A 13,510-nucleotide genomic window follows, 5' to 3' on the forward strand; every position below is an offset into this window, starting at 1 on the left:
AACAATCAAGAGAGGGAGAACACAATGAAGCTGAAAATGGGTTTATATTTTGGCATCGCAATCTTACTTGTCGCAGGAGGTTTGCTTCTTGCTGTAAAAGGGAAAGATGCCGTCAGCCAGGCGGAGTACAGAAAACAAGCCGTGCTTGAAGCGGAGCAGAAAACCGTCGTCTATGACAAGGGTCCGGGGACAGTTCTCTATATGAACGTTGCTGTTGGCGGTTCCGTCAAAAAGGGCAATCCTTTATTTAAAGTTCAATTCGCCGAAGGGGGCGAAGCGGATATGTTGGCGCCGGATGACGGAGCGGTTAGCCAAATTGCCGTAAAGCCGGGAGATCGTCTCGCACAAGGGAAGCCGGTCGCCATTTTGCAAAAAAACGCCTTCTATGCGGACTTTTATATACAAGAAGGCCAGATTCAAAAGCTCAAGGTTGGTCAAAGCGTTAACGTTCGAATTCCGTACTTGAATCGCCCCGTGAATGTTGACGGAGTTGTCGCTACAATCGCATCCGCTCCTCAATTTGCAAGCTTACGCATGACGCGCGAAAAAGGACAAGCTGATTTAAGCATGTATGCCGTCAGAATATCTATAGACGCAAATGCCGATCTCCTTCCGGGCATGACTGCAGAGGTGAACCTCGATGAAATCGCTGATTGAGGAGTGGGAATACGTAGCAGGAAGCAAATATATTATTGCGATCTTTATAGCTCCACTCATTGCGGCTTTGTTTTTCGGGTTAATGTTCTCCAACAACCAGATTAATAAATCGCCGGTTGTTGTCATTGACGAGGACCATAGTGCGTATTCGCGGGAAATGACTGCCAAAATTAATGCATCCCAATATATGAAGGTGACAAACGTATTCCCAAGCCCCATGGATCCGGGAACACTGCTGGCGAACGAAAAAGCCGTTGCCGTTATTGTGCTTCCCACCCAGCTGGAGCTACGCAAGCTACAAGGGCTATCCTCCAATATCGGAATTTTAATGGACAATTCAATGCCTTCGGGGCTAACCGGAATTCGAACAGCCATTCAGGAGATCATAACGACGGAAAATATGACGCTTTCCATGACCCGCCTCGCCCTGCAAGGGGTTGACTCCGAAACGTCAAAAGGGCTCATTGCTCCGTTATCGCTTCAACAGCGAATGCTATTTAATCCCACAACTGACTTTATCGGCACGATGGTAATTGGTTTTGTGAACATCGTCGCGTTAATGCTTACAACCGGTGCTGCCGGCTCTATCGCTCCTCGTCTTCGAAAGGAGGAGAAGCTGCTGGATAGCGGTTCTTCGCCTCTGCAGCTTTTGGCCCGCAGTGTGCCTTATGCCATTCTGACCGCAATCTCATTGCTTCTAAGCTATGGATTATTAAAGCAAGTTGGGACCTTGCGATTCGAAGCGGCGCCTTATCTATTTATCGTACCTTTGTTGCTTTACTCTTTGGCTTTGTCCCTGTTGGCGATGTTCATCGGCTATTCGGCCAAAGATTCTTCTAAAGTAAGCTCGCGGATGAGCATTATTTTGTATCCGTCGTTCCTTGTGACCGGAATTCAGCTCACCCCACTTGCGTTACCGACTTTTTTTCAAGTCACCGCTTGGCCGTTGCCAATGAACTGGCTTAACAGGTTCATACGCGGAATGGGGTATCGGGACGGTGCACTAACGGCATACGGCTTGGAGATCGGGGCATTGCTGGTCATTATAGGGGCTGCATCCTTGTTCATCGGTTTGTTGATGCTTCGGGAAGTGCGTAAAGTGAATTCCATCGCGAAATAAAATGCGGATTTGAGAGGTTAGGTTATTAACATTAAGGGGCAGTACGGGAGTAGGCAGATGACCAAACCTCTGCTGAACGGAAGGGGAACGACCTCGTGGACAAACACTTGAATGTGTACCGAACAACTGTCACGTTACTGCGGTAAGAACGGATGGACCGGGTATGATGAAACGTGGGCGATAGACTTGAATCAGGTATTGAAGCTAAAATGGCACAGTATTTATGGGCAAATTCTGTTTGAACGAATACTTCATGAAGCGTGGTTGCAGGTAAAGGAAAACAAAGGGGCCGGCGAAATCGACTGTGAGACCTTGGAGAGAAACAGGCAGAAAGCAAAACATGCCCAGAAGTTGTGTAAAGAAAAGGAAAGAGGACAAGAGTATTATACTCCTGCCCTCGTCCGACATATTGATTTCAAGGTGAATCACGTTGGTGAGCTGTATGCCTTAGTAGGGCACGTGCGGTTCGATAAGGGGGGAGCCATGAGAGTGGTTCCTCTACTTTATTTGGGCAAAGCCCAGAGGAGCGATCATCCCTCTTGATTACGGACGTTCGCCATTATTCGGCTCAAGAACGTCCAATCGTCAACTGATCAATAAACGTTCCGCATAATCCGGGTCCTCTAAGAGAGGGCGGCCGATGGCGATACCATCCGCTAATTGATCCTCTAATATACGATTGGCGAGACTGCGGGTATAAATTTTGCCGACGGCTATGACGGGAATCTTAAAATGTTGTTTAATGGCAGCCGCATGAGGCAGTTGATAAGCGGTATATACGTCACTAGGTTGTATGGGGAGAAGCCCGCCTGAAGAGACATGGATCGCATCCAATTCAGATTCAAGCGGCTTAAGCATTCTCGCCCACTCTTCAGGGGTTAGCCCTCCTTCGCAATAGTCTGTGGCGGAAATCCGGACGATCACCGGATAGTCGCTGCCGACTTCTTCTCTGATCGCCATGAGAACCTCTTTCAAGAACCTTGCCCTGTTTTCGGAGCTGCCTCCGTAAGCATCCGACCGCGTGTTGGACAATGGCGATAAAAATTGGTGAATCAAGAAGCCATGCGCCGCATGAATCTCAATTCCGTCAAACCCTGCTTCTATACTCCGTTTTGCCGCAAGACGATATTCCTCAATGATACGTTCAATACCCGCAAGAGATAGCGGCTCCGGAATGCCATAATAATCGTCGAATGCAATCGCGCTGGGAGCGACTAATGAATTCGTAACGTCGGGCGAAGATTTCCTGCCGCCATGCGACAACTGGATGAACACGGGAGTTTGATGCGCGTGGATGGTAGCCGTTATTTTCATCAAAGGTTTCACGTGCTGATCCGTAAAAATCCCGATATCGTTTTTCCATAGTCTTCCGTTTGCGGAGACTGCGGTGGATTCCAAGATGACGAGCCCTACATGTCTTGCCCTTCGGCCGTAGTGTTCAATGTGGTGGTCAACGGCAAACGCGTCGGGAGTACCCATGTACTGTTGCAACGGCGCCATGATGAGCCGGTTTTTTAAGTTTAAGTTGCCTATAGATAGGGAATCATTTACGGTTAAGGTCATATTGTATTCTCCTTTGCGATTTATTAATTGATATTTTATTATGGATAACCTATAAATTACATAGTATTATTGAGGTATAATATATAAAATAACTAAAATATTTCGTTATTTTAATTAAAATACCTTTAATAATGAGGTGGTTTTGCTTATGGATCAAATTGATTTGAAAATTTTATCTTTGATGCACGAAAATGCCCGGATCCCTATGTCCGAGATGAGCAGAACGATTGCGATGTCGCAACCGGCTGTAACGGAAAGACTTCGGAAGCTAGAGGAGCAAGGAATTATTACCGCTTATCGAGCGCAGCTTTCTCCGCAAAAACTGGGCAAGCATACAACAGCATTTGTTTTGTTTAGAACGAGTAATTGTAAGGATTTCGTTGCTTTCAGCGAAGCGTGCCCTGAGATTGTTGACCTTTACAGAATCAGCGGAGAGTATAACTTTTTAATGAAGGTGTTAACCGAGACAACGGAATCGTTGGGTAGCTTTCTTGATAAGTGCAGCCCTTTGGGATTTTCAACGACCTTAATTGTTCTCTCGACGGCATTCGAGGATAAAAGTCTTGTTCCAAGCCATGAGGCGGAATAAGGTAGTTGAAAGCTGTTCATAATTTAGGTAGTGAAACTAACCAACGTGGGAGAGCGCAATGCTGGTAATGATGAGGTCAGGGGGGGCGATTCCCTTAGGCTCCATATAGCTATTTAAAGAGGTCAACCCATTCGGTTTTACCGACGGCCTGATGTAGATTCGGGAGACTACAAAAGAACCTTCATTCCACTTGTAGCGTGGGTTGAAGGTTTTTGTAATTGCAGCCTCTTTTTCGGTATTTATTTTACAGAACCCGGTCCGAAGACCGGCGCTAGTTTTGAAGCAGACAGTTGCTCGCTAAGTCCGAAATATTCGCAGAAATTCATAATCATCGGACTCCATTTCGAAGGATCGATATAGTTTGAGTTTGCATCCATTAGAAGATCTTCTTCGATATGAATTTTTTCGATGCGGACTTCAATAGCGACAAGGGAACTTGGTTCTTCGAACGGATGTAGTTTCACCAGCTTGGCTTCCAGATGGACGGGGCATTCTTTGACGCGCGGTGGTTGAACAAGTTGTGCCGGAAGCGGGGTTAGCTCTGCAATACCGAACTTATCCGCTTTATGTTTATAGCCCCTCATTACTTTGGATTCGGGCACCGGATTTCGACCCGTTAACAAGGTCAGCCGATCAATCGCGGGAATCAAGTCGATGGACGGGAGATTAAGTACACACTCGCGTTCACGGATCAAATTCTGAACGGTCTGAGACTTGCTGCTTAAACCGAGCATACACGATTGATTGAGCCACCAGGCGGAGGACATGGGAGCTAAATTGGGCGTGCCGTCTTCGTTGATCGTACTTATAAGCACGACAGAGGTGCCGAAATAAAGAATTTTGGGTTCGATTACCTTATGCATAACCAATCCACATCTCCTTAGTGATCGATTTTTCATGAATATATCACAAGTTTATTAGGGGAGATATGGATATGGAGTAAGACAGCAAGATGTCAAAAGCTTTGGAATTGTGATTGACAATATGATCCTTCCTTAGGTACACTTTATTTATTCTGTCTGGTCAGTATAAAAAAGAATAAGGTGAATTCATGCCCAAATTAGGAATGGAACCCAAGCGCCGAGCCGACGTCATAAACGCTACGTTAACCTGTATCAGCCTTCACGGGATGGATGGCATGACGCTGGATAAGGTGGCCGAATATGCCGGATGCTCCAAGGGAGTTGTCGCTTATTATTATAAAAATAAGGATCATCTGACGATCGAGGCCTTCAAGTCGTTCTTGGCCTATTACAGTCTTAAGATAGAATCCGAGATTGAAAGCACGATGACAGCCGGCGAAATGATTGACGTTACGTTGAAACATATTCTGCCGCCATACGGTAATGACACGGAGAAGAGGATTAACGTTTCGCAGCTGGATGGAATTGAAAAGATGTTTATCCCGTACGAAGATCAAGCAAGGCTCTTTCTGCAGTTTTTCTCAAAAGCCGTACTGGATCGCAACTTGCAGGAAGTCGTATCCAAGAGCTATTTGGCTGATCTTCATGGCATAGCCAAGATTTTTGATTACGGCAACACGAAGGGACAAATGTCTGTAGAAGATTCCCAAAGCGCCGCCTATGGGCTGTTAGCGATGGTAATAGGTCTAAGCTTTTTTAGAGTAGCGAATATTCCGCCAGCCAATGGTGAAGATAACCGGTACATTTGCGAAGATTACGTGAAAAAGTTTATCGGCGGATGATGAACATGAACGGAGGCAGGCAGGTGTTAAACGAACGGCGTAGTTATGTGGAGTATCCAATGGTGAAAATTCCAGCAGGTGAAGTTGAATTAAGGGACGATCGGATAAAAACGGCATGGACGGCACAGGTGAATTCTTTTTTGCTTGCACCGGTTCCTGTTACGAAGGCGTTATACTCCTCAATCGTGCATAAGACAGTCGGACCTCATGACGAACCGCAGGCTCCGGTTGTGGATGTCTCGTGGAACGATGCGATTTTATTTTGTAATTTGCTATCCCGGCACTCGGGTCTACAGGAATGTTACTCGATAAGCGATGATGGTGAAAGTGTCGTCTGGAACCCGGAGGCGGTTGGTTATCGTCTTCCTACGGAAGCGGAATGGCAGTATGCGTGTAAAGCAGGGACGGGCGGTTACCGGTACGGTGAGCTTGATGAAATCGCCTGGTATGATGAAAACTCTGGGGGCACGGTACATGAGGTAGGTCAAAAGCGGTCGAATGCGTGGGGACTCCATGATATGTTAGGAAACGTTTGGGAGTGGTGCTGGGATGTATACGATGAGAAAGTATACGGTTCCTATCGAATTTTCCGCGGCGGCAGTTGGGCGGAAGAGGCTAGAGGCTGTGGGGCAACGTGCCGCCGCCGCAGTCACCCTACGTTTCGAATCGACGATCTCGGCTTTCGTCTTGCCAGGTCCCTATAAGGCGGCGGAAAAGCAAGAGCAGGATAACGTTCTTATGCCCTGTAAGAGCGTTGTCCTGCTTTATTTTTTGTCGCTAATCGGTTTCTTTCTTAAAGAAGTCGATCAGCCAATTCGTTAGTTGCTGTTGAGAGCTGCTAATAAATCGATCGGCACAGTACATTAGCTCCAGATGACGTACAGGTGTTGGTCCTGCAATCGGTATAGCTACGAGATCCGGTCGTTCCGGGTTTTGTCTAAGCAATCCTTTAGGCTGTATCGCAGCGCCTACGCCAGCAGACACTAATTGCAGCAGCGAAATGGCTGAACTGGTCTCCATAACGGTAGTTAATTCAAATCCTTCATTTCTACACGCCTCATCAACCAAATCGCGACCCAAATAGCCTTTGGGATACATCACTAATGAATGATGCTGCAGTTCTTGCAGCGTGATCTCCTTCCTGTTGGCGAGCTCACTTGCCGAATGCACGATCAAATGATAGGGCTCACATCCGAGCGGAATTTGAATTAATCTTTTATCCGCCGGACCTTGTAATCCAATCCCGATATCGACTTTATGGTTCAGCACTTCTTCTTGTATGTATATAGTGGAGAAAGCTTGCAGCTGGATGCCGGGATACTTCGACTTAAATTGGACGAACAGCGGAACGAGCTGAAAATCCAAATCGGAGGGCAATACGGCTAGCTGAACCGTACCTCGCTCTCCGGACAGAAGTTCTTTAATGGCGTTTTTGGCATCCAGCTCTGCTTGCAGCATCTTCGTTCCATATTGCCGCAGGAGTTTGCCGGCTTCGGTCGCAACCACCTTTTTACCGATGCGGTCAAAAAGCGGTGTGCCAAACTCCGCTTCAAGTATGCGAATTTGCTGACTTAATGTTGGCTGTGAGATTCCAAGCTCCTCGGCGGCTTTCGTAAAATGAAGATGGTCGAATACGGCCATAAAGTACTGTATATTTCGAGTGTCCATGCAACGACTCCTGCTTAAATGATAGTATTTTACTATCATAATAATATAGATTATAGGATTGATCAATGAAATTTAAATCCATATACTTAAATGTGTGTTACACAGATAAGAATGAAGGAGGCTATACAGATGAAAAAGCTTTATTTACTGCTAGCTATTTTTGTTGCAGCTTTAAACCTAAGACCGATTATTACATCTGTCGCCCCTTTGCTGGGTACCCTGCAAGGTGATCTCGGAATGAGCGGGCTAACAGCAAGTCTGCTCACGACATTTCCTGTATTATGCATGGGGATTTTTGCTCCTGCGGCAACAGCATTACGTGATCGATGGGGTCTGGAGCGCACCATTTTTTTTGCATTAATCCTAATTACGGGGGCAACCGCTTTGCGGGGGATCGTTAGCTCAGTCTTTATATTGGTTGTTAGCGCCTTGATCGGCGGGATCGGGATCAGCTTGGCGGGTCCTCTGCTGTCCGGATTTATTAAAAAGTATTTCCCTACGAAGCCAAGTATTATAAGTATATATTCCGCATCGATGACCATAGGGGCGGCAATTGCTTCCGCATATTCTATTCCTATTTACAATCGAAGCCATCACAGCTTAACGTTGACCTTGTCATGCTGGGCAATTTTAGGCGTTATTGCATTACTCGTTTGGTCGGTTTTTCTTCGAAACCGAGCCGGCCAAAAAAGTTTGGTACGTTCCAAGCTGCCCATCCACAATAAAAGAGCGATGCTTTTAACGTTATTTTTTGGACTCATGGCAAGTATGTTTTATTCGGTTACGGCATGGATTTCGCCAATTGCACATAGCTTTGGGTACAGCCCGGCAAGCTCGGCTATGCTCCTTACCATCTTTACCATTATTCAAATTCCCGTATCATTAACGGTTCCCGGTCTTGTAGCCCGATTCGGCAAACGAAGATTTTTCCTAATCCTCTGCAGTGTGTCCGAGCTTATAGGAATTGTTATGTTATTGCTCCATCTGCCCATGCTGCCGGCTGTCATATGTCTAGGATTGGGCGCAGGAGGATTGTTTCCATTGGCACTTATGCTGCCGATTGTTGAGACGAATACATCAGAGGAAGCTGGGGCGTGGTCGGCGATGTCTCAGTGTGGAGGTTATATTATAGGTGCGATGGGGCCATTGTTAATTGGAGCAATTTATGATTATAGTGGAAGCTTTAATGCTGCGCTTCTCTCCATGCTTGTTATTACTGTGGCAATGATCGGAGTACAGCTGCTCATTACAAGGCGTAAGACTGAAGGTCAAGAAAGCTACTAACTTGGTTGACTAAATAGAATGCTTCAAACTGCTAGCTTGGAATGAAACGATTCACTGGAGGCATTATCAGCGGGCGAACCCTTACGGGACAGGCTCATGGTAATGCCTTTGCTCTTCCCTGCATCCTGGTGCGCTCAGATGTGTACACACGGTCTGGCATTCGATGTCCGGCAGAAGCTTTTGCATCGGTGCATGAGCATGGGCTTTTCGACCCCGGCTTAGAAACCCCAGCACACGTATGATCTTCCCGCAGATGGAACACATTATGATAACGGTTGTTTAGGTTTGACAACGGATGCCGAAGAGTGCAATAATATCTCTGGGAGAGATATTATTGTTGCAAAAGGCTGGTGATTGGCATTGCATATCAAGGATGATGACAGCAAGGAAATGAATTCGAATCCGGCACGGCCTGCTGGGGACCATTTGGAACTTACCCCGACGGCTTGGACTATTCTAGGCTTTGTTTCTTTGCAGCCCCGAAGCGGCTATGAAATTCGCGAGGCGGCGAAACGATCGGTTGGTTTTTTTTGGGGAATTAGTGACGGACAGTTATATCCCCAATTGAAGGTGCTTGAGGCGTTACAACTCATTGAAGCGCCGAACGGCATCGAAGGACCGAGGTCGCGTCAGCGGTGGCAGCTTACGGACATGGGCCGGGAAGCTTTGCGCAACTGGCTTTCTGCCCCGTCCGCTCCGATACAAATTCGGGACGAGAATCTTGTTAAATTTTTATTTGCCAGTCAGGAGGGACCGGAGCTGCTAATGCATCTGATAAGGGAGCGACGGACCAGCTTCGAATGGTTCTTGGGTGCAATTCAAGAAGTCCAGCCAGGCAGTTCGTGGGATCGTCCGGGGGACGATTCGTCTCTTCAAGGTCCGTCGATGCTAAAGCGCTACGGAGTAGAGTTCGCAGAAATGGTATTGCACTGGTGCAATCAAGCTGAAGCGGCGCTGCTCTCCTCGACCCTCCAACAAAAGCAAATGAAAAAGGAGTAGCCCCTACGCCGCAGCTATGTTAACCTCCCGATCATTGTTATATGGATATTAAACAACTCGGAAGCGAAAGCCTGGTTTCGTTAAGAGATGATTTCGACCGCATTCATCGCGGATAAGGCAGGAGAAGGATGATATGAAAACCATCAAGAGACTATTGCTGATTGTCCTTGGTATTCTGATGATTGTCTTCACGAGTATTGTAACTTATGCCGCAACTCCGCTTTCATCCTGCCGATTTTCTGACAACGTGGTTTCTGACGTATCGTCGGAAGGTGTTGGCCCTGCCGATGCGGGCACCGGGAATCGGCTGGCAACCGATCATGTTCAATATGTGGAGTCGAACGATCATATTCGATTGGCTTACCGAAGTTACGTTCCCGCCAATCCGAAAGCAATTGTCATATTTTATCACGGCTCAGGCGCTAACAGCGGGGCAGGCTACCAACCGATAGGGGAACAGTTAAGTCAAAATTATGGAATCGCAACGTACCTGCCGGATATTAGAGGCCATGGATTGTCTGCCGGAGATCGAGGAGATGCGCCAAGTGTAGAACAAGTGTACGATGATATAACAAGCATGATAAGTGCCGCGCATCGTCAGTTTCCTTCCGTGCCTGTATTTTTAGGCGGTCATTCTGCCGGAGCCGGACTAGTGGTCAATTATATTAATTCCCCGCATCACGAATTCGTAAATGGCTATTTGTTCGTAGCACCGGATTTTGGTCCGAAATCGTACACAATGAATGAAGGCAACGGCAATTTCGCTACGGTGTGTGTCAAAGCTTTCGTTGCCCACGAGCTTACTGGCGGATTGCTGAAAGGACACGCAGCAGGAGTCCGGTATAATTATTCGGAAGAACAGATGAATTCGGGTATAGGGCTTGTCCAGTACAACAGTGTCAATATGGCGCTTGCGCTCAACCCTACGCGGCCGTCGCAGGAAGTTGCCGGAATTGACAGGCCATTCGGTCTGTGGGTAGGGGCCGAGGATGAAATTATGAATCCGCAGAAAGTTGTGGCATTCGCCGGTCTGGCGACGCAGGTGAGCCATGAATCATTCACCGAGATTGTGCCCGGCGAGAAACATTTAACCATCCTGAATAATGCGGCGAAATTAATTGGACCCTGGATATTACAAGCTGTAAGTCGTCAATAACGCTGGCAGCGATGAAGCAGGGGAGAAACGCGATAGAGTATCGATGATGAAATGGCCCCGAGCTTGATGAAGCCCGGGGCCACGCAGCCCGATAAGGGCTGCTTTTTTTTATGGACGAAGATCGGAGCTGCCAAGTTTCATTGGATCGTTTTAAGCTGGCTTGTTATCGTGCCAAGGTGAATGGCTTCGTGAATCAGCGCGAAGTTGAATAATTCCCCGGCGGTGTTGAATTGGAACGGCCCCATCACAAACGGTGCTTCAAGCGCATTATCCAGCATTTCAGGCGTCAGCTCCGTGAAGCGGGAAAGCTGCGCCGTTAACCCTTGGATCAGCTCATCCTTAGATGGAGGTGTCATGTTCCAATCCGAAGGCTTGGTTCCCGAGCCAAACAGCGTCTCGTAATGTCCAGGAATAGCGGACGGTGAGCCGAAGCTAAGGGTAGAGTACTTATCCAGCCAATAGATTATGTGACCGACATTCCAGCGGATGGTATTATTGAAGCCTGCCGGTTGAACGTCGAATTGCGCCTCCGAAATTCCTTGAACCTGCCCGATGACGACTTGACGCAGAACTTGACTTGTGTGAATAATCGATTGAGTCATGATTTAAGTGCCTCCTCAATGTATGGTTAATGTGGTTCGCTTTCATAATCCAAGTGTAGCTTCTCATACATGGCGCAACAATCACGTAATTCCGATGAAAATGATCACTTTAACTAATGACCGGTCTGGACGATGTTTTTGATGCTCAAACGATGATTTTTACAAAGGAGTTGCGGAAGAATGGAACTCAGACAGCTTCAATACTTTGCTGCTATATGTAAGGAGATGCATTTCTCCAAAGCAGCCGAAACTCTCTGCACCACACAGTCGAATCTCAGCCAGCAGATTAAGTTTTTGGAAAACGAGCTGGGGCTTCCTCTATTCGACCGCATCGGCAAACGAATCGCGTTAACCGAAGCAGGCCAAATCCTTTTGGAGCAAAGTCAGCTTATCTTTGAACGGATGGATTATGTTCAAAGGGCGATCTCGGATCTGAAAAAGATGGAAGGCGGCAAGCTGGATATCGGGATACTTCCCGGCGATGGGGATTTGCTGTTTGACGCTTTGTTGGTCGATTTCCATCGGTCCTACCCCAAGCTTTCGCTTACCGTGACGGAATCGACGGAAGTGTATAAAGAGGTTGTCGCAGGCACGCGGGATCTTGGTGTAACAACGGTACCTGAAAATCCCGACGAACGTATTGTCATCGAACCGCTTTTTCACGAGGAATTTGCTTTGGCCATCCGATCGGATCACCCTCTGGCGAAGTCGAAGGCGATCCCGTTCGAACAAATCCAGCAATTGAAGCTGGTCATGTTCGGTCCTGAACACCAGATTACGAAGTTAATTCATTATCATTGTCAGGAGAAAGGCGTAGTGCTGGACAATTCCATCGTGACCTCGACGTTATCTTCGCTGCTGTTGCTGGTGGAGCAGGGGATTGGGGCCTGCATTTTACCCCGAATGCTATTAGATTCTCTGAATCGTGAAAACATTACAGCCATTAAACTGCTGCATCCTACCCCGAGTCAAGACATCTGTATCATTTATCGTAAGGACAAATTTTTGGGGCAGGCGGCAAGATTGTTCATGGAAGTACTGCAATCTTTTATTCAAAATGTAGTGGATCGCACTAGCCGCTCGTTAGGGTGAAGCTAATTTTAGAATCCGGATGTGGAGGTGATGTATATGCGCCCAATCAACTTTTTTGAGCCGTATATGATCATTACAATTAATAAACCAAAAACAATGAATGACCTAAAAAGAATGTTGCTGGCATTAAAAAGGTGTGCAGAAGAAGATTCCAATTTTATGGTTTATTTAAATGAAACCAGTAAGCAAACGATCGTTGCAGGTAACGGGGAACAACATCTCCATAGCATTGTTGACCGTTTATCAAGCGAGTTTCATTTAGATATCGATGTTCTAAAGCCACAGGCATTATACAAGGAAACCATAAGGAAAACCGTGAGATCTGAAGGCAGATTTGTAAGGCAGTCATCAAGTTTATGCAGATACGGTCACTGTTGGATTGAACTTGAACCCAAATTGCGTGATACCGGTAATGAATTTGTAAATAACATTGTTGGCGAAAATGTAATACCAAGCGAGTATATTCCGTCTGTTCACGAAGGCATTCAGCGGGCTATGACTTGTGGGGTATTAGGTAATTTTCCGGTTGTGGATGTGAAAGTAACGCTATATAACGGGTCATTTCATGAATATGATTCATGTCAAATGTCTTACAGGATTGCAGGATCATTGGCATTAAAGAATGGGATGAAACAAGCATACCCCGTGATTTTAGAACCCATAATGAAATTAACGGTTGAAGCTGCAGAATGCAATTTACCTGATGTTATAAAAGAAATACCCTCGATGTGGGGAAGAAAAGAAGAAATTGAATCGAAAGACGGAATGTCGATCTGGACTGCAGATGTTCCGTTAAGGGAATTAACGAAATTTACTGAAACATTGAGTTTTAAAATCGGAGGAAAAGGGAACTGTTCTGCGGTATTTGGATATTACGATGCAGTTCCGGAAAATATGAAAGAAACTATAATCCATGAATCAAGTTTTCGAGATGCTAATTATGAAGATTTATTTTACTGGAGTAAATGGGGAAAGGAAGAAGAGGAATATCATTTAAACAACTTTATCGAATCGTTTTGGGAGTAGTACATGCGATCGACGGAGAAAGATCATGGAGTCGTGGTAACGAATCCGT

General features: G+C 46.5%; 15 protein-coding genes. 11 read left to right on the forward strand and 4 right to left on the reverse strand.

The genetic code is table 11. The features are described from left to right. Positions 1 to 24 precede the first annotated feature (24 nt). The 3 genes from ET33_RS14055 to ET33_RS39230 all read left to right on the forward strand — a co-directional run bounded on the left by ET33_RS14055 (position 25) and on the right by ET33_RS39230 (position 2,320). Positions 25 to 657, forward strand: coding sequence for an HlyD family efflux transporter periplasmic adaptor subunit (locus tag ET33_RS14055; protein WP_036682159.1), 633 nt, complete (start codon positions 25 to 27; stop codon positions 655 to 657). Continuing rightward, positions 641 to 1,777 (forward strand): ABC transporter permease, encoded by a 1,137-nt coding sequence (locus ET33_RS14060; protein WP_036682162.1) that lies wholly within the window; start codon positions 641 to 643, stop codon positions 1,775 to 1,777. Before ET33_RS14055 ends, ET33_RS14060 begins: the two co-directional genes overlap by 17 nt. A 186-nt stretch (positions 1,778 to 1,963) precedes the next feature. Further along, the gene (locus tag ET33_RS39230) at positions 1,964 to 2,320 is read left to right on the forward strand and encodes a hypothetical protein (protein ID WP_152570634.1); all 357 of its coding nucleotides are present in this window, start codon (positions 1,964 to 1,966) and stop codon (positions 2,318 to 2,320) included. A 42-nt stretch (positions 2,321 to 2,362) separates the two neighbouring features. Here ET33_RS39230 and ET33_RS14070 read toward each other — a convergent pair whose 3' ends face one another. Beyond that, complete coding sequence (locus tag ET33_RS14070; RefSeq protein ID WP_036682169.1) at positions 2,363 to 3,340, reverse strand: oxidoreductase; 978 nt, start codon at positions 3,338 to 3,340, stop codon at positions 2,363 to 2,365. Between the two features lie 148 nt (positions 3,341 to 3,488). On the opposite strand from ET33_RS14070, the gene ET33_RS14075 reads away from it, so the two are divergent. Continuing rightward, entirely contained in the window at positions 3,489 to 3,929 is a 441-nt protein-coding gene (locus ET33_RS14075; RefSeq protein ID WP_036682172.1) for an Lrp/AsnC family transcriptional regulator, read from the forward strand. Between the two features lie 239 nt (positions 3,930 to 4,168). On the opposite strand, the gene ET33_RS14080 is transcribed toward ET33_RS14075, so the two are convergent. Continuing rightward, complete coding sequence (locus ET33_RS14080; RefSeq protein WP_036682175.1) at positions 4,169 to 4,792, reverse strand: flavin reductase family protein; 624 nt, start codon at positions 4,790 to 4,792, stop codon at positions 4,169 to 4,171. Between the two features lie 188 nt (positions 4,793 to 4,980). Here ET33_RS14080 and ET33_RS14085 point away from each other — a divergent pair, with 188 nt between their 5' ends. Then, positions 4,981 to 5,634, forward strand: a complete 654-nt coding sequence (locus ET33_RS14085; protein WP_036682178.1) for a TetR/AcrR family transcriptional regulator — start codon at positions 4,981 to 4,983, stop codon at positions 5,632 to 5,634. A 5-nt stretch (positions 5,635 to 5,639) separates the two neighbouring features. After that, the gene (locus ET33_RS14090; protein ID WP_235206711.1) at positions 5,640 to 6,338 is read left to right on the forward strand and encodes a formylglycine-generating enzyme family protein; all 699 of its coding nucleotides are present in this window, start codon (positions 5,640 to 5,642) and stop codon (positions 6,336 to 6,338) included. Between the two features lie 73 nt (positions 6,339 to 6,411). Here ET33_RS14090 and ET33_RS14095 read toward each other — a convergent pair whose 3' ends face one another. Continuing rightward, positions 6,412 to 7,302, reverse strand: a complete 891-nt coding sequence (locus ET33_RS14095; protein ID WP_036682184.1) for a LysR family transcriptional regulator — start codon at positions 7,300 to 7,302, stop codon at positions 6,412 to 6,414. A gap of 129 nt (positions 7,303 to 7,431) precedes the next feature. On the opposite strand from ET33_RS14095, the gene ET33_RS14100 reads away from it, so the two are divergent. The 3 genes from ET33_RS14100 to ET33_RS14110 all read left to right on the forward strand — a co-directional run bounded on the left by ET33_RS14100 (position 7,432) and on the right by ET33_RS14110 (position 10,741). Continuing rightward, complete coding sequence (locus ET33_RS14100) at positions 7,432 to 8,586, forward strand: MFS transporter (RefSeq protein ID WP_036682187.1); 1,155 nt, start codon at positions 7,432 to 7,434, stop codon at positions 8,584 to 8,586. A 354-nt stretch (positions 8,587 to 8,940) separates the two neighbouring features. After that, a complete protein-coding gene (locus ET33_RS36400) occupies positions 8,941 to 9,585 on the forward strand; it encodes a PadR family transcriptional regulator (protein ID WP_051775327.1) in 645 nt (214 codons plus the stop codon). 133 nt (positions 9,586 to 9,718) lie between these two features. Continuing rightward, a complete protein-coding gene (locus ET33_RS14110) occupies positions 9,719 to 10,741 on the forward strand; it encodes an alpha/beta hydrolase (RefSeq protein ID WP_036682192.1) in 1,023 nt (340 codons plus the stop codon). A 137-nt stretch (positions 10,742 to 10,878) separates the two neighbouring features. On the opposite strand, the gene ET33_RS14115 is transcribed toward ET33_RS14110, so the two are convergent. Then, the gene (locus ET33_RS14115) at positions 10,879 to 11,343 is read right to left on the reverse strand and encodes a DinB family protein (protein WP_036682197.1); all 465 of its coding nucleotides are present in this window, start codon (positions 11,341 to 11,343) and stop codon (positions 10,879 to 10,881) included. A gap of 180 nt (positions 11,344 to 11,523) precedes the next feature. Between ET33_RS14115 and ET33_RS14120 the strand changes: the two genes are divergently transcribed. Both ET33_RS14120 and ET33_RS14125 read left to right on the forward strand, forming a co-directional pair. Further along, complete coding sequence (locus tag ET33_RS14120; protein WP_036682202.1) at positions 11,524 to 12,435, forward strand: LysR family transcriptional regulator; 912 nt, start codon at positions 11,524 to 11,526, stop codon at positions 12,433 to 12,435. A 36-nt stretch (positions 12,436 to 12,471) separates the two neighbouring features. Next, positions 12,472 to 13,461 carry a translation factor GTPase family protein gene (locus ET33_RS14125; RefSeq protein ID WP_051775328.1) on the forward strand — a complete coding sequence of 330 codons (990 nt, stop codon included), beginning with the start codon at positions 12,472 to 12,474 and terminating at the stop codon, positions 13,459 to 13,461. The last annotated feature ends 49 nt before the right edge of the window (positions 13,462 to 13,510 follow it).

It is taken from the genome of Paenibacillus tyrphae (genome assembly GCF_000722545.1).
GTDB lineage: Bacteria > Bacillota > Bacilli > Paenibacillales > NBRC-103111 > Paenibacillus_G > Paenibacillus_G tyrfis.

Coding starts and splice junctions, on each gene's coding strand:
- ET33_RS14125 (WP_051775328.1), top strand. CDS start 12,472: ATGCGCCCAATCAACTTTTTTGAGCCGTATATGATCATTACAATTAAT.
- ET33_RS14090 (WP_235206711.1), top strand. CDS start 5,640: ATGAACGGAGGCAGGCAGGTGTTAAACGAACGGCGTAGTTATGTGGAG.
- ET33_RS14120 (WP_036682202.1), top strand. CDS start 11,524: ATGGAACTCAGACAGCTTCAATACTTTGCTGCTATATGTAAGGAGATG.
- ET33_RS14070 (WP_036682169.1), bottom strand. CDS start 3,340: ATGACCTTAACCGTAAATGATTCCCTATCTATAGGCAACTTAAACTTA.
- ET33_RS14100 (WP_036682187.1), top strand. CDS start 7,432: ATGAAAAAGCTTTATTTACTGCTAGCTATTTTTGTTGCAGCTTTAAAC.
- ET33_RS14055 (WP_036682159.1), top strand. CDS start 25: ATGAAGCTGAAAATGGGTTTATATTTTGGCATCGCAATCTTACTTGTC.
- ET33_RS14110 (WP_036682192.1), top strand. CDS start 9,719: ATGAAAACCATCAAGAGACTATTGCTGATTGTCCTTGGTATTCTGATG.
- ET33_RS14080 (WP_036682175.1), bottom strand. CDS start 4,792: ATGCATAAGGTAATCGAACCCAAAATTCTTTATTTCGGCACCTCTGTC.
- ET33_RS14060 (WP_036682162.1), top strand. CDS start 641: ATGAAATCGCTGATTGAGGAGTGGGAATACGTAGCAGGAAGCAAATAT.
- ET33_RS14085 (WP_036682178.1), top strand. CDS start 4,981: ATGCCCAAATTAGGAATGGAACCCAAGCGCCGAGCCGACGTCATAAAC.
- ET33_RS14115 (WP_036682197.1), bottom strand. CDS start 11,343: ATGACTCAATCGATTATTCACACAAGTCAAGTTCTGCGTCAAGTCGTC.
- ET33_RS14075 (WP_036682172.1), top strand. CDS start 3,489: ATGGATCAAATTGATTTGAAAATTTTATCTTTGATGCACGAAAATGCC.
- ET33_RS14095 (WP_036682184.1), bottom strand. CDS start 7,302: ATGGACACTCGAAATATACAGTACTTTATGGCCGTATTCGACCATCTT.